Genomic DNA, 21,674 nt, shown 5'->3' on the forward strand with positions numbered 1-21,674 from the left:
TAAGGTATGTCGGTAGCTTTGTACACGCTAATGTTTTTGGGTGTTTGCTTTTTTACATGGCGAAATTTCATGAAAAATAAGGAATTAGCAATTAACATAGCTGAACGATCAGCAAATAAATATAATTTGGATTTATTAGACGATACAGTATGCTTACGTAAAATAAATATTAAATTAGAAAATTATAAGATAGCGATATATAGGGTTTATTCGTTTGATTATAATACCTTAACTTCAAGTGAGAGGTTTAGGGCGTATATAGTTCTTAGAAATGGCAAGTTAGATGAAATAGTTATTTCTGAATATGAAAAGGCTGATATTGTCAAAGAAAATATAGGTTCAGAACAAGTCTACCCCAAGCAGGCTATAAATAATGTTATAAAATTTGACGAGTAGAAATTTATTATGATTCATTTACACCAATTACCCAAGCTACAAGATAAAAGTTATAGTATGAGTCCATTTTGTATAAAGATGGAATTATACTTAAAAGTTGCTGGTTTGACTTATCAAAACCATTTTGGCTTAGATTTTAATAGCTCTCCTACAGGTAAAATGCCATATATTGAGACGCAAGGTAAAAAATATGCAGATAGTAATCTTATAATTTCTCGATTACAACAAGAGAATAATTTTTCTATAGATGAACATTTAGATAGCCAGCAAAAAGCTATAGCTTTTAGTTTTATTCGATTGTGTGAAGACAGTTTATACTGGGCTGGACTTTATAGTCGCTGGGTAGATGCTGATAACAATAAATGGAAAGTAAATTTTATAGAGGCTTCTGGGTTACCTAAAGTTATGGCAAACATTATATATCCTGTAGCAAAGAGAAATATTTTACGGCAACTTAAATCTATTGGACTTATAAGCTTAACAAAAAATGAAATATATTCAAAGGCCCAACAAGATATTGATGCTATAGCTAACTTTTTAGAAGCAAGGAAATGTTTTTTTAATGATAAAATATCTTTGGTTGATTTAACAGTTTTCAGTTTTTTGATAACAGTAGCTGATAGTAATTGTGGCAAGAGGTTACAAAATTTTGTTTACGATAAAAATTTAGGAAGTTTTATAGAAAATATACAAAACAAGTATTTAGCTGCCTAAGGAGATAATATGAATGTTAATATTCTTGAGGTGAATATAAACAGTTTAAGAAATAACATCTTAGCTATTAAAAAATACACAGGAACTAAGTTTTGTTTACCTGTAAAAGCAAACGCTTATGGTCATGGACTAGAGATAGTTGTAAAAAATACTAAAGATATCGTAGATTTTTACGCTACTGCTTGTGCTAGTGAAGCTTTGGAAGTATATAAAAATAGTGCTGATGTACCTATATTGATCTTTGGAGCTGTTGAACAAGAAAGTATACAAGAGCTTGTAGATAAAAACGTTCGATTTAGTATTCATGATCTAGATGATATTCAGAAACTTGAAAGATATGCCAAAAAAGGTTCTACACAACTTAAAGTGCATTTATTTGTAAATACAGGTATGAATATGCTAGGTGTTGATTATGATCAAGCTTTAGAAACTATACTAACGGTATTTGAGTCAGAATATATATTTCTAGAAGGAGTATACAGTCATCTTGCTTGTGCTGATATAAAAGATCATTTCTTTAATAAGTTACAAAGTGAAAAATTTAAAGTTATAGCTAAGTATGTAAAGAGTCTAGATCCAAAAATTATATGTCATTTTGCTAACTCTTATGGCAGCGTGGGTCAGAAGGGTATATTTTATGATATGGTTAGACCAGGCATTTTAAGTTATGGTTTTTTACCAGAATTCGAAGTTGACAATGCTCTTAAAGTTATTAAACCTATAGCAAGACTTTCAACTCAAGTTATAAAAGTTATTAAGCTATCAGAAGCTTCGTATGTTGGTTATTCTATAAGTTATAAGGGAAAAAACGATGAGTTTATAGCTATACTACCTGTAGGTTATGGTGATGGTTTTTCTCGCCAGCTTGGTAGTAAAGGACATGTGTATATAAGCCAGAGAAAATATCCTATAGTTGGTAGGATAAATATGGATGCTTTAGCAGTGTCGTTAGGGCAAAATAATTATGATGTAAAAGTTGGTGAAAAAGTGGAGTTGATTTCTGATCTACCGCAGAAGGAAAATAGTGTTAAAGAATTAGCTAAGCTCCTACATACAATAGAATACGATATAATTACAACTCTTAATCAAAGAGTGATAAGACATGAATACCTGTGATTATTTAGGCTTTACTTTTTAATTTTAAAGCAATAAACTAGTAATCTCGACTAGGGATTGTAAGCAAAACAAAGAATTTTTTATGATTAAAGACAAATTAACAATAGGTAGCCTTATAGCAATAGGTATAGGGACTATTATGGGTTCAGGCTGGATGTTTTCAGCGCAATATACTTCAGAATACGCAGGCCCGGCTTCAATAATTTCTTGGATTATAGGGGCTTTACTAATGATTTTCATAGCCTTAACTTTTGCTGAAAGTTGTACTATCGTACCAGTGCAAGGCTCAACTTCAAGAATTCCTCACATTACACATGGAACTTTAATAAGCTATATTTTTGCTTGGATCACCTGGATTTCATATTTAGTATTAGCTCCGATTGAAGTCCAAGCAGTATTGCAATACATTGCAGTTTTTTATCCTGGTTTAATAGACCCACAGAACAGTGGCGCTTTAACAATGCAAGGCATCCCAATAGCTGTTGTTTTATTACTAGTTTTTTGCGCATTTAATTTTTATTCTTTACGTTGGTTGGTAAAAATAAATAATGTAATTACTTTGTTTAAAATTTTGGTTCCGACAACGATAGCATTGGCTTTTATAGTTTTTTGTTTCTCATTACCAGAACTTAAAGGTAGAACGATAGAGTCTAATTTAGAGTTTATGCCATTTGGTATAAATGGGATTTTATCAGCAATTTCGCTAGGAGGTATTGGTTATGCTTTTATTGGGTTTAAGGCTATAGTTGAACTGGCAGGAAATACTAACAACCCTAAGAAAGCTATTCCTGTTGCTACTTTAAGTACGATATTTATATGTTTGGTTGTATTTTTACTTTTGCAAGTAGCATATTTACTGGTTATATCTAAGTATGTTCATAATAACGTGTGGGACTTGGACACTATTTCAAAAGGTTATAGTTCAAGCTTTGGAGCTTTTGCCTTGCTAGCAAGGCAGTTTGGTCAAGTTTGGGTTATGTATTTATTATATTTTGGAGCAATATTATTTCCACTGATTGCAGGGCTTTTATATTTCTGTGTCGCTCTGAATTCATTAAATGCTATGGTAGCAAATGGTTATATGCCAAAAATACTTAACAAAATTAATCCAACTGTAAATAAACCTGTTTATGCTATAGGTTTAAATTTCTTGGTTGCTATGATTATGTTTGCACCCTTTCCGGGCTGGAAAACGATGGCAGCTTTCCTTACATCATTAATATCATTGACTTATCTAACAGGTGCTACCTCAACTCTCGCAATGAGATATCGCTTGCCAGACATGGAAAGACCATTTAGACTAAAAGCAGCTTTCTTAATCTCAGTTTTAGGAGTTTTTGCATCTACATTGGTGTTTTTATGGAGTGGCTGGTCAATTGTTTCAAAATCTGGGTTTGCGATTTTTATAGCTATTTTTTTATTAGCGTTGTATAGAAATTTTGGGGCAGACAAGTCAGCTAAAATTTTTTGGAATTTTAAAGAATCTATTTGGTTTTGGTTTTATATTATAGCAGTAACAGTGGTTTCGTATTTTAGTGAGTTTGGTGGTACAGGAGCCTTAGATTTTTACTCAGCAGCTTTAATATTGTTATTAGTAAGTTTTATTACCGCATTATTAGCTAAATACTATTGTTTATCATCTGCGGAAATGAAAAATGGTATCAAACAAGCTTTGCATCACCAGAGAGAATATTTAGATTAATTGTTTTCTATCTTTGGATATGATAAAAACTTTTCAAGTTCTACACTTGCTTTTTTAAAAGCACATTTATGGTTAGGAAATTGTTGAATACTAGAGCATGTATGTAGTTTGTGGAATCTAGCTACACCTCTATCTTTTTTTAGAAATTATAGTCTAAAAAAAGCCATAGCGTTATTTTAAATTCAAATATTGTAAATATCTTTCTTTTTGTACTTTGTAGTATGCTTGATCCCTACTGTCACAGTATTTTTCTGCTTCGTTAGCGTAAGGTTGAGATATTTCGGTTTCTAAATTTAGATAATAGCTTTCTAAGCTACCGCAATATAAATCTTTTAATTTTTTATTTTTAAAATCCTCTAACAATTCATTGGTTGATGATTTATTAATATCATCGATTCTGAAATTCATAACTATAATTGGATTATCTAGAGCTTGTATTTTAAAGTAGTAAGTACCATATTCAGCAAAATCAAAAGACCCAGGGCGGTTATGAGTTTGGTATTTATATTCAAAACTTTCTAATTTAAATGGTTGCTTATATTCTTTCTCAAGAAGTTGCATAACCTCTTGTTTAACTTGCTGCTGTTGTTCTTTAGTTGCTTTTGGACTTATACTTCTTTCTAAATATCCATATGTTGCAGCAGCTGTCATGCAACTAGTTAAAAACCAACATAAAAAAAATAGTGTTATTATTTGAATTTGTCTCATTATAGCTAAACCTCTACTCGGTAACTAAAAGTATCTGTATTAAAACAGATTCTATACTTAGTCTTTTGCTCTAAATTATCGCTTGATTTTAAAATATCTGAGTTAAGTTTATTTACTTGTGTTTCTATTAAACTACCATCTGGTCGGTATTCTTGATAACGATAGTTAGCTATCTCATGAAGAGTTTTAAAGTCCTTATAACTACCAGCACTATCTATCAACACTTTTTTACCTACGCTTACAGCTATGTTAGCCATAATATCACCTTTCCTACTAAAAGATGTAAAATCAATATCTGACTTAAAGCTTGTATAATTAATTATTAATTTATCTGCTATACCTTGCCAACTACTACAATTTTTAGCTGCTAGCTTACACTGCCATGACTTAAAAGCTTTAATTGGATTTAAAGTCAAATAGTAAAGTGCTCCGTCCTCATTATTATATTTCATAAATGGGTCTGCTTCATTCTTAATACCAAAGGGTTCAAATCCTTTTGATGGTGATAGTCTAATACCTCTCAATCTCTTATCTACAAAGTATACTGCTTGCATTTGTGCTATTGAGCCCCCCAGGCTATGTCCTGCAAATCCTATATACATAACATTATAATTTTTAAGAAGGGAATTAACAAATTCTATACCTGATTTTGTATGATTTGATACCATTGTAATTGGTGTACCTTTACCTAAAATTGTCATATTTAACAAATCTGTTTTGATTAAATCATTATAGATACCATCCAAACTATTTAATCTTGTACCTCTATTTATTACATATACACCTTTATTTTGCTTATCTCCAGCAGCTGCTACTGCGATACCATAGTAACCAACATCGTTACCTAATTGGCTACTTGTAGCTACTAACTTATATTTTGCTAATATTGGATAGTAGTGATGAGGGTAGTTTTTTAAAGCATATTGTGCGTCTGATGACAGTAAGTTTTCATAATCTTCTACAAGTGATTTTTTGTCAAATCTATAAATAATACTAGCGAATGAAGAGTTATATAATTTCCTATCTGATACAATGTTTTCAAAAACTTTATTTTCATACACTAGCTCACATAATACAGCAGCGTCTTTATCTGGTAAATTTGTTAATATTTTATTTTCATAATGCTCTATAGTTATATCATTATTATTCTCATGTGGGTGAAAACGCATTAAACACCGCCAATACATTTTGGTTTTAAAATTATTTATATAATAAAATAAATAAAAATTAAAATTAAAATAAATAATAAATTTAATACTTGTAATTTATTTATTATGGTTGCTGGAAATTTTTAAAAACATTAGAGGTCTAGCTTATAAAAAATCATTTTTTTTTTCTCTAAAAAGCGGTATTATTCAGCTAAAAGAATTTTTTTTATAACCAAATGCTTAAAGTATCTTTTCAGGGTGAACATGGAGCTTATTCTGAACAAGCAATATCAAGCTTTCTAAAGTTACAAGGAATAGAGGAATTTCAAGCTATTCCTTGCTTATCTTTTTTTGATGCTATAGAAGAGACTGTGAGTAGTAGGTCAAATTTTGTTATCTTGCCAGTAGAAAATTCTTTGGCAGGTGCTGTAATTCCTGCGTATGATGAGCTTATAAAAAGTAATTTGAAAGTTAAAGCTGAAATAGTTTTTAAAATACAGCATTGTTTAATGGGTTTGAAAGATGTGAAATTTTCTGAAATTGACGCTGTAATATCACATCCACAGGCTTTAGCTCAATGCTCAAAGAGTCTTAAGAAACTTAAGCTTACTCCCCAAGCATTTGCTGATACCGCAGGGGCAGCTAAATATATTTTTGAAAAACAGAAAGGTAATTATCTAGCAATAGCAAGTAAACTTGCTGCAGAAACTTATGGTCTTGAGATTTTCCAAAGTGAATTTGAAGATGAGCATTTCAACTATACACGTTTTTTATTAATGGGTTATGATAACCTTGAGTTAGGTGCGCAAGTTAACACTAAACTTAAAACTTCAATTATTTTCTCCGTTGAAGATAAAACGAATGCGTTAGTAAATATTCTTAACATTTTTGGCAAGCATAACATTAACCTTACAAAAATTGAGTCTCGTCCATCTAGAGATAGAGCTTGGAATTATTTGTTTTTTATCGATTTTGAAGGTTCAGAAGATGATAATCATATTCAGTTGGCATTGTTAGAAGTGTTAAAAAAAAGCACTTTTTTGAAAGTATTAGGATCTTACAAAACATTTCAATTTAACTAGGGTGGATCTATGAAAAGATTTTTATTAAGTATATTTTTATTGCTATTTGTTTTATGTGCTTACGCATATGATGATATGACAGTTTTATCATTAAACGACTTTCATGGCCAAGTTGAGCCAAATAAAAATATGGTAGGAGCTGCTAAAATAGCTAGTTTCATTGAAAGTTACAAAAAAGACCATCCTAATTTAGTAGTTGTGTCAGCTGGCGATAACTATCAAGGAACAGCAATTTCTAATATATCTCACGGCGCTGTTGTAAACGCTTTTTTTGATTATATAGGGCTTAAATACTCCGCTGTTGGTAATCACGATTTTGATTATGGACAGCGTTGGTTTAGAAACTGGTATAATGATAGTGGTGTAAGATATTTATCTGCAAATATTGATTATAAAAGTTCTTCGATTTTAAGTTATTTTAGAGATTTATACAATGGTGATGTATCACTAGACTATATTAAGCCTTTTGGCTACCATACGTTCACTAACGGTAAAACGGTGTATTTTATTGGTTTGTCAACTCTTGAAACACCTGAAACTACAGCTAAAAAAAATATTTCTAATCTTGAATTTACAAATCCTGTTATTAGTGCAAATCAGTGGGTATCTTTTATTAAGGATTATAAGAAGAATAACTTACCAAAACCAGATACGATTGTCTTACTTACTCATATACCAAGTCAGCAAAAGGGAGCAGATATTTACTCTTCAAAGAGACATGATTTAAATGAACAGTCAGAAATATACGCGGTTACTAAAGATGTTGAGGGTATTTCTGCTGTCTTATCGGGCCACAGCCATATGCTTGTTTCTGGCTACTTAAATAATGTGGCTGTTGTCCAAGGAGCAAGTCAAGGTAAAAACATTAGTGTACTTCATTATGATTGTCATACTACTGCTAATGAGTGTAAGGTTACTCCAGAGGTTATAAATTTATTGAAGGTGACTAAAAGTTTACCTGCCGATAAAGGGGTAAAGAAGATACTAGACAGTTATACTGCTACTATTAAAGGCGAGTTAGAGAAAGTTATCACTAAAGCACCATCTTCACTCTCTAATCAAGCTCAAGATGGACATTATAATATTCCATTAACTTATACTTTGGCTGATATAATCAAAACAGCAACAGTTAGTAATGTCGCTTTACTTAATTCGCATGGTATTAGAAGGTCATTACCATCGGGTGACATCACTTATAGTATGCTTTATGAAATGCTACCATTTGATAATACAATTGTGACATTGAATATCAGAGGAGATGACCTTTTAGAGCTTATTAAACATAGCTTATCTCCAAAAGAAGGCGAGCAGCTGGGAGTTTTTGCTGGAATTAATATAGATTTAGATAAAGCAGGCAATATATCCAAAGTGCTTGTTGGAGACCAGCCGTTAGATTTATATAGAGTTTATAAAATTGCAACAATAGATTTTTTAATAACAGGTGGTGATGGGTTTGTATTTAAAGGTGTAAAAAACTATAAAGATAGTAGTGTCCCTGCTCGCGATTTAATAATAAAATACTGGAGTTCGCATCCTGCAGAGATTACTAAAGGTTGGCAAAATATAAACGTCGAAGATTAGATGGAAAATGTAAAGATAGTCTATAAAAATATTAAAAGCCTTAAATTAGCTCTAGATGCAATAGGAAATGTAGTAGTAACTTCACCTCAAAGTTTCTCAAAGAAAGAGATTTTTGATCTTTTAGATACAAGAAAAGCTTGGATAGAAAAACATCGCAATAGGATTACTGCTAATAAGAAATACCTTTACAGTTTATATACTTTAGATCAAGGAAGCCAGGCGTTTTTTCTTGGTAAAGGGTATAAGGTAGAACTTGTAGAATCAAAGCAAAATCTGCTTGTTGAGAAAGAAAATTCTTTAGTATTTTATTTGAATCCAAGTGTTATAGATAATAGAAAATTTAAATTAGAATTGTTAGAAGAATTTTACAAAGATAGGGCCGATATTATTTTAAATAACTTAGTAGCTAAGTATCTAAAAATAACTAATCAAGATATACAAAGAGTCGTAATCAAAAAGGTTAAAACTAGGTGGGGATCTTGTAATCACACTAAAAAGATTATAAATCTTAATATTGATCTTATACTTAGGGACATTCAAGCTATTGAGTATGTTATACTTCATGAGTTAGCTCATCTAACACATCCAAATCATTCTAAAGATTTTTACTCTTATGTGGCAAGCTATATGCCAGACTGGAAAGTTAGGGAAAAAAGTCTAAAATAGGTTATAATCAATTAGTGTAACGTTTTTGTATCCTTGTATCAGGAGGGATATTATGGAAAGTACTTTTGAGCTTTTTTCTATCGGTGTAGGGCCATCTTCTTCTCATACCATAGGACCTATGCGAGCAGGTTGTGATTTTATAAACATTTATAAAGAACATTTACCAGCAACAACACGTATACAGATAGATTTATATGGCTCTCTTGCTTTGACAGGAAAAGGGCATAAGACTGATTATGCGGTTGTTTTAGGTGTTATGGGTTTTTTACCAGAATCAGTAGATATTGAGCTAGCTAAAAAATTGTATAGCAATTGCTTGACTGATGAAAAGTTAGATCTAAATCAACAATTCACTATTGATTTTAATTATAACAAAGATCTGATTTTCCATTATGATGAATTTTTACCTGAGCATGCTAATGGTATGCGTTTTTCATTATTTGCTGGGGATAAACTTCTTTGTGAAAAAGAATATTTCTCTATAGGGGGAGGCTTTATAGTAGATAAAAAACAAATCAAAAAAGATGCAGTACCTACAGAAAAACCTTGTGATAAGCCATATAAGTTTGCAAGTATGGTAGAGCTTCGTCAGCTATGTGAAAAGGAGCAAAAAAGCATTGATCAAATAATGTTTGAAAATGAAAAAATGGCCTATGGTGAAGAGCTGTCACGCATTAAATTAAAAGAAATCTGGCAAGCTATGAACAATTCAATTGAGAGAGGGCTAAACTGTCCAGAGATGGTGTTACCTGGTGGACTAAAGGTGCGAAAAAGAGCTCCTAGCATGATCAAAAAACTTAGAGAAAAAAATGTTGTTAATACCGATTTTAATTATTTAAACGCATATGCTATAGCTGTAAATGAGCAAAATGCATGTGGTGAGCGTATAGTTACAGCACCTACAAATGGAGCTGCAGGAGTTGTACCAGCAGTATTAAAATATTATATTGAAACACATAAGGAATTAACAGAAACTGAGCTTGAAGAAAATATCGATAAATATTTACTTATTTGTGCAGCGATAGGGATTTTATATAAGTCAGGAGCATCTATTTCAGCAGCAGAAGTAGGTTGCCAAGGTGAGATAGGTGTAGCTTGTTCGATGGCTGCAGCTGGATATTGTGCTTTACTGGGTGGCGATATAGAGTCTATAGAATCAGCTGCTGAGATAGCTATGGAGCATAATCTAGGGCTTACTTGTGATCCTATAGGAGGATTAGTGCAAATTCCATGTATTGAGCGTAATGCTATGGGGGCTGTTCAGGCGATAAATGCTGCTAAACTTGCTTACCTTGATACGGGTGAGAAACGTTTTGTTGGCTTAGATTATGTCATAAAAGTTATGTATCAAACAGGTTTGGATATGTCTAGCAAATATAAAGAAACATCTTTAGGTGGTTTAGCTATTAATGTTCCAGTATGTTAGCTAATAAGTTCTAGTAAAATTATACTAATTTAGTATAATTGTTTTTGTTTTTATTACGAATTTAAATTTGACACAAAAATGATCGATATTGATAACATCAGAAAAGATTTTCCTTTTCTAGCTCAAAGTGTAAATAATAAACCGGTAGTTTTTTTTGATACGGGAGCATCAGCACAGAAACCACAAGTAGTAATTGATGCAGTAGCTAATGCTTATGCTTTTAGTTATGCAAATGTGCATAGAGGAGTATACTTTTTAAGTCAAGAAGCTAGTGATAGATATGAGAATGTTCGCGCTATAGTTAAAGAATTTATTAACGCAAAATCTCAGAATGAAATAGTAATGACAAAAGGTTCTACAGAAGCTATTAATTTGGTAGCTAATTCATTAGGTAATGCTGTTTTACACGAAGAAGATGAGATAGTAGTAACTGAAATGGAGCATCATGCAAATTTTGTACCCTGGCAGATGTTATGCAAGAACAAAAACTTTAGCTTTAAAGTTGCTAAAATTACTGATAATGGCGAGCTTGATGTAGATAATTTGTTATCTTTAATTACTGCTAAAACTAAGGTTTTAGCTATCACGCTTTGCTCGAATGTATTAGGTACGATTAATCCTGTAAAAGAGATTATTCATAAGGTTAAGAACATTAATCCTAATATCCTTGTATTAGTTGACGGAGCCCAGGCTGTAATCCATGCTAAAATAGATGTTCAAGACTTAGGTTGCGATTTTTTTGTTTTTTCTAGCCATAAACTTTATGGTCCTACAGGGGTTGGTGTTTTATATGGAAAATATGATTTATTAAATCAACTGCCCCCTTATAACTATGGTGGTGATATGGTAGAAGACGTAACGATAGAGAAAACTACATTTGCATTACCTCCATACAAATTTGAGGCTGGCACACCTGATATTGTTGGAGTTATTGGCTTTGGTCGAGCAATTGAGTATGTGAACTCTATAGGTATGGAAAATATCGCTAATTATGAACAAAAACTTTTAGATTATGCGACTTTTGAGCTGGAAAATATAGAAGGCTTACATATTGTTGGAAAAGCAAAGCATAAAGCAGCGGTTATTACTTTTACTGTAGAAGGATGTAATGCTAGCGATATTGGAGAATTACTTGCTATAAAAGGAATTTGTGTACGTACAGGTAAACATTGCGCGCATCCATTGTTGTACAGGTTTGGGGTTACTTCAACAGTTAGAATGTCATTTGGTATGTATAATACATTCCAAGAGATAGACTTATTTATAACTGCTTTAAAAAAAGTAATATCTCAATTAAAATAGTCAGATATATTAAGAGGTTTGGCACTATGGTAGAAATTTTTAACCCTACAAATAATATATTAGAAGTTACAGAATCAGCTGCGAAGCATTTTAAGAAACACCTAGAAAAACACCCGCAAAGTATAGGTGTTTATATTGGTACTAAGGTTATGGGATGCTCAGGGCTATCTTATGATATAGATTTTGTTGAGAGTAAGCCATTAGAGACTACAGAAGTAGTACAACATGGATTAAAGTTTTTTGTATCTGATAAATCTAAAGATTTTCTTAATGGATTAAAGATAGATTATGTTAAACATGAATTTGGCTTATATAAGTTAGAGTATACTAATCCAAACGAGTCAGCTCGTTGTGGTTGTGGTGAAAGCTTTACAGTTTAGGAATAATAATGAAACCTACAGATGTAACAATAATAAGAAGACAGGTAAAAGCAATAGCAGTTCCATTTGGTAATGAGATTGAACTAATGCCAGGACAAGAGGTACTTGTAACTCAAGATAAAGGTGGAAGTTTTACTTTAAATGTTAATGGAAACTTACTTCACTTAGATGGAAAAGATGCTGATGCAATTGGTAAGCAAATAGTGAGATACCCTGTTGAAGATTATAATATAAAAGCAGGAGATCCTATTAATATGGATGCCATTTGGGATCAGATGAAGACTGTTTATGATCCAGAAATTCCAGTAAATATAGTTGACCTTGGTTTGATCTATAATATCGTAACTAGGAAGCTGGAAAGTGGTAATTACCATGTAATAATAGATATGACACTTACAGCACCAGGATGTGGTATGGGCCCTGTGTTAATGACAGATGTTGAAAAAAGAGTAGCAATGTTACCAAATGTAGATAAGGTTGACGTTGTAATGGTTTTTGATCCTCCTTGGAATTCTGAAATGATGACAGAAGAGGCAAAACTGGAGTTAGGTTTGTTTTAAAGTTATGAATAATAAAATAGCTATTTACCCTGGGACTTTCGATCCAATTACAAATGGACATGTTGATTTAGTTGATAGAGCTTTAAACATTTTTGATGAAATAGTAATAGCTGTATCAACAGCTTATGGCAAAAAAACTTTATTTGACATAGATCATCGTGAGAAAATTGTCAAAACAGTGTTTAAAGATAATCCAAAGGTTAAAGTTATAAGCTTCCAGGGACTATTAGTGGATGCAGCAGCTAAGTATCAAGCATGCTCTATTGTTAGGGGGTTAAGAGCAGTTTCAGATTTTGATTACGAATATCAGTTAGCAAGTATTAATAGTAAGTTAAATAGTAATATCCAAACTATATTTTTAACACCTAGTGAAAAATTTTCTTGTATTTCTTCAACAATGGTAAGAGCTGTAGCAATACATGATTATAGACGTTTAGGGGAGTTTGTACCAGAGTTTGTATTTCAAGAAATAGAAAAAAAATATAAAGGTGTGATAAATGGCTTTGCTGATAACAGATGACTGCATTAATTGTGATATTTGTGAGCCAGAGTGTCCTAATCAGGCTATATCTCAGGGAGAGGAATATTATGAAATTGATCCTGCAAAATGTACAGAATGTGTAGGACATTTTCTTGAGTCTCAATGTACAAAAGTTTGTCCTATAAGGTGCATAACTGTTGATCCAAATTATATGGAAACGAAAGAACAACTCTTGGGAAAATATAAAAATTTAGCTCGGTAAGTTGTATGCTTCTTTAAATCATATATTTAATTTTATTTTATTTTAAAAAAGTATTGAAAATTTATTTTAATTATAATATTTTATTTATGTATTTGTTTAAAATATATTAAACTAACGCATGTTTGGCATGTGAAAAGGAGTTTTTATGAAATTAAAGGGTATTTTTGTAGCTACGTCAGTGCTACTTGGTACAACTAGTATGTCTTTTGCAGCTGTATCTTCAGATACTACAGTTAATGATAGTTCTTCAGTAGATACAAGTCTTTCAAGTAGTATTATGAAACCTTTTGCAAACACTTGGAGTTCTATAACTAATGAAAATAACACTTGGGGCCCACAAGATAGAACAGGCCAGTGGTATTTAGGCATAGGAGTTAGTGGTTTTGCTAATAATATAAATTCTAAAGGCTCTAATTCAGGCTGGAATGGTATAGTAGGTTATAATTTTAATAAATACTTAGCTATTCAATATAATCAGTTTGCTACATATAATGGTATGTTTGGTGGTTTAGGTGAAGGTGTAATTAACCTGTCAAATGATACTATGTTTACTCCATATGCGGTAGGTGGTGCAGGATGGGCGAACCTTGCTGGTCGTGCTACAGGGGCATGGGATGTGGGTGGAGGACTTAAGTTTGAATTATCTAGAGATGTTCAAGCTAGTGTTGATTACAGATATATCCAAACGATGGCACCAAACCCAATTGCTGGTGGTGGTCAACAAATCAATGCAGCAGCAGGAACTAATATGATAGGTGCAGGCCTTACTTGGTTCTTTGGTGGAGATTCTGCTGGTACAAGTACTGCAAAGATACAAGATAATGGCGCAAAAACAGCTGCAGAAACAGATGCGACAATATTTAATTTCCGTTAGATAAAAAGGTTGAAAAATAGTTTTACATAGTATACTTTAGTTATGATTATGGAAAATTATTTATTAAACATTTATTAAACTAACGCATGTTTGGCATGTGAAAAGGAGTTTTTATGAAATTAAAGGGTATTTTTGTAGCTACGTCAGTGCTACTTGGTACAACTAGTATGTCTTTTGCAGCTGTATCTTCAGATACTACAGTTAATGATAGTTCTTCAGTAGATACAAGTCTTTCAAGTAGTATTATGAAACCTTTTGCAAACACTTGGAGTTCTATAACTAATGAAAATAACACTTGGGGCCCACAAGATAGAACAGGCCAGTGGTATTTAGGCATAGGAGTTAGTGGTTTTGCTAATAATATAAATTCTAAAGGCTCTAATTCAGGCTGGAATGGTATAGTAGGTTATAATTTTAATAAATACTTAGCTATTCAATATAATCAGTTTGCTACATATAATGGTATGTTTGGTGGTTTAGGTGAAGGTGTAATTAACCTGTCAAATGATACTATGTTTACTCCATATGCGGTAGGTGGTGCAGGATGGGCGAACCTTGCTGGTCGTGCTACAGGGGCATGGGATGTGGGTGGAGGACTTAAGTTTGAATTATCTAGAGATGTTCAAGCTAGTGTTGATTACAGATATATCCAAACGATGGCACCAAACCCAATTGCTGGTGGTGGTCAACAAATCAATGCAGCAGCAGGAACTAATATGATAGGTGCAGGCCTTACTTGGTTCTTTGGTGGAGATTCTGCTGGTACAAGTACTGCAAAGATACAAGATAATGGCGCAAAAACAGCTGCAGAAACAGGAGCTGTTGCAGCTATGCCATCAATAGATGAAGCTAAATATATGCTACCACAAGGCATAAAACAGTGTGAAGGTAACTTTAACTTAACTAAAGAGGGAGTTGCTTGCTACACAGTAGATGGGGATGATGTAACTGTTTATTTAGACACTAAATTTGCTTATGATAGTGCTGAATTAAATAAAAAAGGTAAAGAAGCGATATCTTCTTTTGTGAATTTTGTTAAAGATAGTAACATCGCATCTGTAACAGTCAAAGGTTATGCATCCCAAGGTCAAACTGGTGGTGAGTTTGAGGTTTACAATCAAAAGCTTTCTGAAAAAAGAGCACAATCAGTTGCTAATTATATGAGATCTCTAGGTTTAAATAATGAAAAGATAATAACAAAAGGATTTGGTTATTATGATACTCTTTCAGGTGTTGCTAAGAGTGATGCAAGTAACCAACGTGTACAAGCTAGTGCTTCAGCTCCTTTAAAATAAGCTAAATAACAAACAATATAAACTGCTTAGATTTTTATGGATCTCTTCCATAAAAATGTCTGTTTTTTATTAACATATTTTACCTCTCTTTTTCTTGTGGGTTTAGCATTTTGAATACTAACACTTTTATTGAAAACCCTTTCCTTACATAATTTTTGTAATTTACTTTCTATACTTTTATTATAATCTACGTTACCTTTGGAATTATGGGTTTGATACCATTCTAGAGCGCGTCTATTTTCAGAAATTATGCCGTTCTTCAAATTATCCTTATAGTTATCAAAAAGCCATCTAATACTTCTATTATCCATAAAATAACATCCTAGCATTAAAGGAGTGAATGGTGTTGTAACCCCATTCTCTTGTGGCATATGCCATGGGATATTAATATCATGCTGCTGAAAATAACTTTTTAACAATGCCAAGACTTGATTATTTGAATCTTTATAACATCCAGCCGCAAAATAACTGGCAACAGAATTATTATCTTTCGCTAATGAAACTTGACTTAGTAATAACTTAACTATTTCTATATGACCTTTATTACAGGCAATGAATAAAGGGGTATATCCACCATCTATGGGTTTGTTTATAACAGCATTCTTAGCTAGTAACAACTTAACTATTTCTGTATGACCATTTTCACAGGAAATATATAAAGGAGTGGAGCCTGTAGATATAGGTCTGTTTATATCAAGGTTGGCTTTAGCTAATAATAACTTAACTATTTCTGTATGACCGTTTTCACAGGAAATATATAATAAATTAGTATTCTCGTGATACCTTTTTTTAAAAATATTTTCAAGTAATATCTCTTTATAGTATTTATCATCGCCTACTATCCTTTTAGTGTAAAGTTTCTCAATCTCGGTTAGTGATTCTGTAATAACCATTCTGTACCCCGAACCATTTAAATTATTATCTAATGGCAACCAGTTATTTTTGCAAAGTTCTCCAGTTAAATTATCATTTGCTTCATTTCGTAAGAAGCAATTTTCTTTTTCAATGAATGCATGAAGGCTATCTACATTTATCGTGGCTATTTTATTTTTAGTACATTTCGCGCGGGCTATGTGAACTCCATATTTCCACTTACTTGTATACTCATCTAACCTAGTACATATTTGATCTTTAATGGTTTCAAGCTTTTTTTTAAAATCAGGCTCATAATAATCTCTATAAACACTAAATTGATTAACCCCAATTGTTGGACTTATATAAACTGATATATTTAGAGTTAAAAGATTATTACCTTCTTTATTAAAAGAAAAAGCCTCAAAAATACCATCTACTAACTCTCTAATATTATGAAATTTGGTGGCCCTAATATTGTTACTTAACGTTGACATATTATTAGCATTGTACAACTCTAACTTACTATTAAATGCAATAGAATGATTAATACTCCCCACGCTGATGTAAGTACGAAATTGACATTTAGTAAACTTATCAACTAATGGTTCTAAGAAACCGCAATAATCCCGTTTGTCTCCAATGAAAGGGTAATTGTATATTTTTATAAAAGGAGAAACTCTTTGATAAGTAACATTAGACCCTTGATCATCAAATATCCCTTGATTAACCACAGTTAATTTTTTATTTATAACAAACGGAGAAATTTTTGATACGCTTTGAAAATATATCTTATTATTTTTAAGCTCGGTTAAGAATGTGTTTTCAGGGGAGTGATATGCAAGCAATCCATCTAAAAAAGCTCTTATTGATATAACTAGGGAATATAGTTTTTTTTGCTCTTGGTTTCTACCTAGATCTAGGCTATTAATACAATGCTTGACTTTTTCTTTTCCCAGATTACAGAGTGTCTTTTCAAAGGTACATACAGCATTAATAAGTTCGCTTAAATTATTGTATGGCTTGCCATTAAAATACCCTGTTATGTTATTCCTTGTAAGTAACTCTAATCTTTTATAAAAAGTTTCAACATCATTGGCCAAATATGCTTGACCCCACATAGCACTTAGACCAAAGCATAAACCTTCTTGTGGACTTAAAGCATAATAATAATCACCCCAATCAGACCCACGTGATATATTTTGTATATTCTCATTTAAATTATCATAATAGCTCATGGTGTTTTATCCCAAGTTAACATTTTTCAGAACTCCTAATTGGCTTACACTTTGAATTAGCCTTTAATAACTTATAGTAATAAGCGTTCTAGCTCATTAATTATAATTGGCTGCATTATATCAAAGTCAAGATATTATTTTATAAGTAAACTATATAAAAATAAATATAAAAAAATATAAAAAATATTATTTTTTAATATTGTATACTTAGAAATGCTACACTTGGTACAATCTTTAAATTATTTGTAAACTTAGAAAGAGCGATTTAAAAGTTGAATAATTAACGCTTATTATTTTTTTCTCTTTTCAAAAAACTTCATAAAAAAAGAAATTACTATCAAGATTGGCTATTTATTGGTATTAATCTTACAGTTTTATGCAATTAATAATCTTTAATTATAATTATCAAAAAAGGTATAAATGCAATACTCAGTATAGTAAAAAAACATAATAAAAAAGAAGCATAAGTGTTTGTTGATACGATCTTAAATACCCTGTCACTAGCTAATGTTAATCCTATATATGATAAGAACGTTATGTACGTTGCTAGGTTAGATATTGTTATGAAAAACTCTAATGTTTTAAAACCTGGTTGATTTTTTAAGTTTTTTGACGAGCTTATATTCATAACAGCGCGTAGATTGAATCCAGAAGTAATTGATACTGCTGTGAGTAAATTGCCTAAATTTTCTTTTGTAAAGCTTAGCCCCATAAGTTTAATAAATAAGGTTACTATAGAAGATGCTGTCAAAATGAGTATGAAAAATGATATTGCTCTAGATTTTAAGCTCATAACACACTTTTTTAGATATTTTATGGAAAGTATCATAGCCAAGTATAAAAGTTTTTAGTAGTGTGTTTAGCATATATATATGTATGTACTCAATAAACTTTCTTTTTCTTCAGAAACTTATGAAAAGTAGTGCTTTTCTGGGTTTTAACACTTTATACCAATTCCAACATAAATTGTTGCATTTATCCCAAAGGAGTTTATGACTAATTTAAGTTTTTGATGTGCAGGCAACAGCAGTGGCTATTGGCAAATATGGTATTTAGATAGTATTTATTAATTTTGTTGAGTTAAAATTTTGCACATATAGTTTATAAAAATTTACATAATCATACCTATATAATATAATTAATTTTCATGTTTGATTGGTGACCATTTTTATAAAAATAAGAAGAAAACAATTATGATAAAAATTACATTTCCTGATAACTCGATTAGAGAATTTGAAAAAGGAGTTAATTCATTACAAATAGCTAAATCTATATCCCCAAGTTTAGCAAAAGTCACAGTTGCTGCTTATGTTGATGAGCAGTTAAGAGATGCTAAGGATGGTATAACTACAGATAGTAAAGTAAAGCTTGTTACTCTAACAGACACTCAAGGGTTGGAGATATTACGCCACTCTTGTGCTCATTTGCTAGCTCATGCTGTTAAACAACTATATCCTGAAACGCAGGTAACTATAGGTCCAGTAGTAGAGAACGGTTTTTATTACGACTTTTCTTTCAAAGAATCCCTTGGTGAGTCTGATCTTGAAAAAATAGAAAACAAAATGAAAGAGCTTGTTAAGAGATCTATACCAATTGATTATAGAGTAGTTTCAAAACAAGAAGCTATAGATTTTTTCAATTCACAAAATGAAAGTTATAAGGTTGAGATAATTAATAACATTACTGATGAGAATTTAAAAATTTATACTCAAGGTGATTTTAGTGATTTATGTAGGGGCCCACATATCCCAAATACTTCTATGCTAAAAGCTTTTAAATTAACTAAAATAGCAGGAGCATATTGGCGTGGTGACGCTAATAATGAAATGCTAACAAGAATTTATGGTACATGTTGGGCAACTAAAGAAGAGCTAGACCAATATTTACATATGCTTGAAGAAGCAGAAAAGCGTGATCATCGTAAAATTGGTAAAGCTTTAGATTTGTTTCACTTTCAAGAAGAGTCTCCAGGGATTGCTTTCTGGCATGATAATGGTGTTAGGATTTGGCGTGAAGTAGAAGACTATATGAGAAAATCTAACAACAAATATGGTTGTAAAGAGATACGTACACCGTTGATAGCTGATTTTAGTTTATGGGAAAAATCGGGGCACGCTTCTAAATATGCTGAAAACATGTTTGCAACAAAATCAGAGAATAAAGATTTTGCAATTAGACCTATGAACTGTCCTATGTGCGTGCAAGTTTATAATACCAAGTTACACAGCTATAGGGATTTACCTGTAAGAATGGCAGAGTTTGGTGTGGTACATAGAAATGAGCCATCTGGATCTTTACATGGGCTACTTAGAGTCAGAAGTTTTACTCAAGATGATGGACATGTTTTTTGTACAGCTGAACAGGTTGAAAGCGAAGTTAGCTTAATGGTAAAACAATGCTTTGAAGTTTATAAAGATTTTGGTTTTGAAGATTTTGAAGTAAAAATAGCTTTAAGACCTGATAATAGAATCGGTAGTGATGAAATTTGGGATAAATCCGAGCAGATTCTAAAAAATGCTTTACAAAGAAATGATGTCAAGTATACATTATTGCCAGGCGAAGGGGCTTTTTATGGACCTAAAATAGAGTTTCATTTAAAAGATGCTATTGGTAGAAGTTGGCAGTGTGGAACGATACAAGTGGATTTCTCAATGCCGCAAAGATTGGGGTCAACCTATATTGATAACAATGGTGATAAACAGACTCCGATAATGTTACATAGGGCAATCGTTGGCTCTCTAGAAAGGTTTATAGGTATGTTAATAGAGCATTATGCTGGTAATTTACCGTTATGGTTAGCACCAACTCAGGTTGTCGTGATGGGAATTAGTAATCAGCAAGATGAATATTGTAGTCGTGTATTTGAAGCCCTTGAAAAAAGAGGCTTTAGGGTGAAAATAGACTTGAGAAATGAGAAAATAGGGTTTAAAATACGTGAGCATACTCTGTTGCGTGTTCCTTACCTAGTAGTTCTTGGTAAAAACGAATTAGAGCAAAATATTGTAACTGTGAGAAAACATAATGGTGAAACTCTAGGACAAATGTCAATAGAGGATTTTTGTGTTTTCTTGAAAGAACAGGTAGAAATAAAAAATAATTTTCTTGGAGGAAAATAGTTATTAAAGCGGAAAAAAAAGCACCTATAAATGAGCAAATAAAAGCTAAAGAAGTGCGTTTAATAGGAGTTGATGGTCAGCAAATTGGAGTTGTATCTATCAATGAAGCTTTAGCATTAGCTGAAGCGGCTAGTGTTGATTTGGTTGAAATGGTAGCAAATGCTAAGCCACCAGTCTGTCGTTTGATGGACTATGGTAAGTACTTATTTGAACAGAGTAAGAAAAAAGCACAAGCTAAAAAGAACCAAAAGCAGATGCAGATCAAAGAAATAAAACTTAGACCTGTAACTGATGTAGGAGACTATCAGGTAAAACTACGCAACCTGATTAAGTTTCTAGAAAAAGGCGATAAAGTAAAAGTTACGCTTAGGTTTAGAGGTAGAGAAATGTCCCATAAAGAGTTAGGTATTGAAATGCTTAACCGTATGGCAAATGATGCAGCTGAACATAGTGTAGTGGAACACCAACCTAAAGTGGAAGGTCGCCAGATGATAATGGTTTTAGGACCAAAGAAAAAACAAATGTAATAAAAATAACTTAACAATGCGGAGTATTTAAATATGCCAAAGTTAAAAACAAAAAGTGGTGCGGCTAAACGCTTTAAAAAGACAGGTAAAGGTGGTTTTAAACACCGTTGTGCAAATCGTGCTCATATCAACACTAAGATGACGACTAAAAGAAAACGTCATTTAAGAGGTATGAATCAAGTAGCTAAAGTTGATACTGCTAGTTTAGTTCAACAAATGCCTTACGCGTAGGTTTGTGTATAAAATTT

General features: G+C 32.0%; 21 protein-coding genes and 1 pseudogene. 18 read left to right on the forward strand and 4 right to left on the reverse strand.

Annotated features, from left to right (window positions below; translation table 11 throughout):
* Window positions 1-6: 6 nt before the first annotated feature.
* The 4 genes from E3E15_RS02545 (at window position 7) to E3E15_RS02560 (ending at window position 3,928) form a co-directional block, all read left to right on the forward strand.
* On the forward strand, window positions 7-396 hold the full coding sequence (locus E3E15_RS02545; protein ID WP_172106469.1) for a DUF3301 domain-containing protein: 390 nt from the start codon (window positions 7-9) through the stop codon (window positions 394-396).
* Window positions 397-405: 9 nt separating this feature from the next.
* Window positions 406-1,110 (forward strand): glutathione S-transferase family protein, encoded by a 705-nt coding sequence (locus E3E15_RS02550; protein WP_209451683.1) that lies wholly within the window; start codon window positions 406-408, stop codon window positions 1,108-1,110.
* Window positions 1,111-1,119: 9 nt separating this feature from the next.
* Window positions 1,120-2,226 carry an alanine racemase gene (gene alr / locus E3E15_RS02555; protein ID WP_172106470.1) on the forward strand — a complete coding sequence of 369 codons (1,107 nt, stop codon included), beginning with the start codon at window positions 1,120-1,122 and terminating at the stop codon, window positions 2,224-2,226.
* Window positions 2,227-2,308: 82 nt separating this feature from the next.
* Entirely contained in the window at window positions 2,309-3,928 is a 1,620-nt protein-coding gene (locus E3E15_RS02560) for an APC family permease (RefSeq protein ID WP_172106471.1), read from the forward strand.
* A gap of 171 nt (window positions 3,929-4,099) precedes the next feature.
* Here the strand turns inward: E3E15_RS02560 and E3E15_RS02565 are convergent, their stop codons facing one another.
* Window positions 4,100-4,636 carry a hypothetical protein gene (locus E3E15_RS02565; protein ID WP_172106472.1) on the reverse strand — a complete coding sequence of 179 codons (537 nt, stop codon included), beginning with the start codon at window positions 4,634-4,636 and terminating at the stop codon, window positions 4,100-4,102.
* A 5-nt stretch (window positions 4,637-4,641) separates the two neighbouring features.
* Window positions 4,642-5,805, reverse strand: coding sequence for a lipase family protein (locus E3E15_RS02570; RefSeq protein WP_172106473.1), 1,164 nt, complete (start codon window positions 5,803-5,805; stop codon window positions 4,642-4,644).
* 215 nt (window positions 5,806-6,020) lie between these two features.
* Here E3E15_RS02570 and pheA point away from each other — a divergent pair, with 215 nt between their 5' ends.
* The 11 genes and pseudogenes from pheA (at window position 6,021) to E3E15_RS02625 (ending at window position 15,693) form a co-directional block, all read left to right on the forward strand.
* Window positions 6,021-6,866 carry a prephenate dehydratase gene (pheA, locus tag E3E15_RS02575; RefSeq protein ID WP_035718615.1) on the forward strand — a complete coding sequence of 282 codons (846 nt, stop codon included), beginning with the start codon at window positions 6,021-6,023 and terminating at the stop codon, window positions 6,864-6,866.
* A gap of 9 nt (window positions 6,867-6,875) precedes the next feature.
* Window positions 6,876-8,447 carry a bifunctional metallophosphatase/5'-nucleotidase gene (locus E3E15_RS02580; protein WP_172106474.1) on the forward strand — a complete coding sequence of 524 codons (1,572 nt, stop codon included), beginning with the start codon at window positions 6,876-6,878 and terminating at the stop codon, window positions 8,445-8,447.
* Complete coding sequence (locus tag E3E15_RS02585; protein ID WP_035718619.1) at window positions 8,448-9,113, forward strand: M48 family metallopeptidase; 666 nt, start codon at window positions 8,448-8,450, stop codon at window positions 9,111-9,113.
* A gap of 52 nt (window positions 9,114-9,165) precedes the next feature.
* Entirely contained in the window at window positions 9,166-10,539 is a 1,374-nt protein-coding gene (locus E3E15_RS02590; RefSeq protein WP_172106475.1) for an L-serine ammonia-lyase, read from the forward strand.
* A gap of 78 nt (window positions 10,540-10,617) precedes the next feature.
* On the forward strand, window positions 10,618-11,841 hold the full coding sequence (locus E3E15_RS02595) for an aminotransferase class V-fold PLP-dependent enzyme (protein ID WP_172106476.1): 1,224 nt from the start codon (window positions 10,618-10,620) through the stop codon (window positions 11,839-11,841).
* Window positions 11,842-11,867: 26 nt separating this feature from the next.
* Window positions 11,868-12,221, forward strand: a complete 354-nt coding sequence (locus tag E3E15_RS02600; protein ID WP_035718628.1) for a HesB/IscA family protein — start codon at window positions 11,868-11,870, stop codon at window positions 12,219-12,221.
* 8 nt (window positions 12,222-12,229) lie between these two features.
* Entirely contained in the window at window positions 12,230-12,781 is a 552-nt protein-coding gene (gene sufT, locus E3E15_RS02605; RefSeq protein ID WP_035718630.1) for a putative Fe-S cluster assembly protein SufT, read from the forward strand.
* A gap of 4 nt (window positions 12,782-12,785) precedes the next feature.
* Window positions 12,786-13,301, forward strand: coding sequence for a pantetheine-phosphate adenylyltransferase (gene coaD / locus E3E15_RS02610; protein ID WP_051686739.1), 516 nt, complete (start codon window positions 12,786-12,788; stop codon window positions 13,299-13,301).
* Window positions 13,279-13,524, forward strand: a complete 246-nt coding sequence (locus tag E3E15_RS02615) for a YfhL family 4Fe-4S dicluster ferredoxin (RefSeq protein ID WP_035718632.1) — start codon at window positions 13,279-13,281, stop codon at window positions 13,522-13,524. Before coaD ends, E3E15_RS02615 begins: the two co-directional genes overlap by 23 nt.
* A 145-nt stretch (window positions 13,525-13,669) precedes the next feature.
* Window positions 13,670-14,377: pseudogene (locus E3E15_RS02620) on the forward strand (porin family protein); the annotation flags it as partial.
* 134 nt (window positions 14,378-14,511) lie between these two features.
* Window positions 14,512-15,693, forward strand: coding sequence for an OmpA family protein (locus E3E15_RS02625; protein WP_172106478.1), 1,182 nt, complete (start codon window positions 14,512-14,514; stop codon window positions 15,691-15,693).
* A 26-nt stretch (window positions 15,694-15,719) separates the two neighbouring features.
* Here E3E15_RS02625 and E3E15_RS02630 read toward each other — a convergent pair whose 3' ends face one another.
* Complete coding sequence (locus E3E15_RS02630) at window positions 15,720-17,783, reverse strand: ankyrin repeat domain-containing protein (protein WP_172106479.1); 2,064 nt, start codon at window positions 17,781-17,783, stop codon at window positions 15,720-15,722.
* Window positions 17,784-18,165: 382 nt separating this feature from the next.
* Window positions 18,166-18,576, reverse strand: a complete 411-nt coding sequence (locus E3E15_RS02635) for an LITAF-like zinc ribbon domain-containing protein (RefSeq protein WP_172106480.1) — start codon at window positions 18,574-18,576, stop codon at window positions 18,166-18,168.
* 400 nt (window positions 18,577-18,976) lie between these two features.
* Between E3E15_RS02635 and thrS the strand changes: the two genes are divergently transcribed.
* The 3 genes from thrS to rpmI are packed head-to-tail and all read left to right on the forward strand — an operon-like array spanning window position 18,977 to window position 21,657.
* Window positions 18,977-20,899 carry a threonine--tRNA ligase gene (gene thrS / locus E3E15_RS02640; RefSeq protein WP_172106481.1) on the forward strand — a complete coding sequence of 641 codons (1,923 nt, stop codon included), beginning with the start codon at window positions 18,977-18,979 and terminating at the stop codon, window positions 20,897-20,899.
* Between the two features lie 2 nt (window positions 20,900-20,901).
* Window positions 20,902-21,426 (forward strand): translation initiation factor IF-3, encoded by a 525-nt coding sequence (gene infC, locus E3E15_RS02645; protein WP_280954107.1) that lies wholly within the window; start codon window positions 20,902-20,904, stop codon window positions 21,424-21,426.
* 33 nt (window positions 21,427-21,459) lie between these two features.
* On the forward strand, window positions 21,460-21,657 hold the full coding sequence (gene rpmI, locus E3E15_RS02650; protein ID WP_003034330.1) for a 50S ribosomal protein L35: 198 nt from the start codon (window positions 21,460-21,462) through the stop codon (window positions 21,655-21,657).
* Window positions 21,658-21,674: the final 17 nt, after the last annotated feature.

Source organism: Allofrancisella frigidaquae, assembly GCF_012222825.1.
Classification (GTDB): Bacteria; Pseudomonadota; Gammaproteobacteria; order Francisellales; family Francisellaceae; genus Francisella; species Francisella frigidaquae.

What these genes read in the sequence shown, in the direction of transcription:
- E3E15_RS02545 (WP_172106469.1), top strand. Translation starts at nt 7, where the DNA reads ATGTCGGTAGCTTTGTACACGCTAATGTTTTTGGGTGTTTGCTTTTTT.
- E3E15_RS02550 (WP_209451683.1), top strand. Translation starts at nt 406, where the DNA reads ATGATTCATTTACACCAATTACCCAAGCTACAAGATAAAAGTTATAGT.
- alr (WP_172106470.1), top strand. Translation starts at nt 1,120, where the DNA reads ATGAATGTTAATATTCTTGAGGTGAATATAAACAGTTTAAGAAATAAC.
- E3E15_RS02560 (WP_172106471.1), top strand. Translation starts at nt 2,309, where the DNA reads ATGATTAAAGACAAATTAACAATAGGTAGCCTTATAGCAATAGGTATA.
- E3E15_RS02565 (WP_172106472.1), bottom strand. Translation starts at nt 4,636, where the DNA reads ATGAGACAAATTCAAATAATAACACTATTTTTTTTATGTTGGTTTTTA.
- E3E15_RS02570 (WP_172106473.1), bottom strand. Translation starts at nt 5,805, where the DNA reads ATGCGTTTTCACCCACATGAGAATAATAATGATATAACTATAGAGCAT.
- pheA (WP_035718615.1), top strand. Translation starts at nt 6,021, where the DNA reads ATGCTTAAAGTATCTTTTCAGGGTGAACATGGAGCTTATTCTGAACAA.
- E3E15_RS02580 (WP_172106474.1), top strand. Translation starts at nt 6,876, where the DNA reads ATGAAAAGATTTTTATTAAGTATATTTTTATTGCTATTTGTTTTATGT.
- E3E15_RS02585 (WP_035718619.1), top strand. Translation starts at nt 8,448, where the DNA reads ATGGAAAATGTAAAGATAGTCTATAAAAATATTAAAAGCCTTAAATTA.
- E3E15_RS02590 (WP_172106475.1), top strand. Translation starts at nt 9,166, where the DNA reads ATGGAAAGTACTTTTGAGCTTTTTTCTATCGGTGTAGGGCCATCTTCT.
- E3E15_RS02595 (WP_172106476.1), top strand. Translation starts at nt 10,618, where the DNA reads ATGATCGATATTGATAACATCAGAAAAGATTTTCCTTTTCTAGCTCAA.
- E3E15_RS02600 (WP_035718628.1), top strand. Translation starts at nt 11,868, where the DNA reads ATGGTAGAAATTTTTAACCCTACAAATAATATATTAGAAGTTACAGAA.
- sufT (WP_035718630.1), top strand. Translation starts at nt 12,230, where the DNA reads ATGAAACCTACAGATGTAACAATAATAAGAAGACAGGTAAAAGCAATA.
- coaD (WP_051686739.1), top strand. Translation starts at nt 12,786, where the DNA reads ATGAATAATAAAATAGCTATTTACCCTGGGACTTTCGATCCAATTACA.
- E3E15_RS02615 (WP_035718632.1), top strand. Translation starts at nt 13,279, where the DNA reads ATGGCTTTGCTGATAACAGATGACTGCATTAATTGTGATATTTGTGAG.
- E3E15_RS02625 (WP_172106478.1), top strand. Translation starts at nt 14,512, where the DNA reads ATGAAATTAAAGGGTATTTTTGTAGCTACGTCAGTGCTACTTGGTACA.
- E3E15_RS02630 (WP_172106479.1), bottom strand. Translation starts at nt 17,783, where the DNA reads ATGAGCTATTATGATAATTTAAATGAGAATATACAAAATATATCACGT.
- E3E15_RS02635 (WP_172106480.1), bottom strand. Translation starts at nt 18,576, where the DNA reads ATGAGCTTAAAATCTAGAGCAATATCATTTTTCATACTCATTTTGACA.
- thrS (WP_172106481.1), top strand. Translation starts at nt 18,977, where the DNA reads ATGATAAAAATTACATTTCCTGATAACTCGATTAGAGAATTTGAAAAA.
- rpmI (WP_003034330.1), top strand. Translation starts at nt 21,460, where the DNA reads ATGCCAAAGTTAAAAACAAAAAGTGGTGCGGCTAAACGCTTTAAAAAG.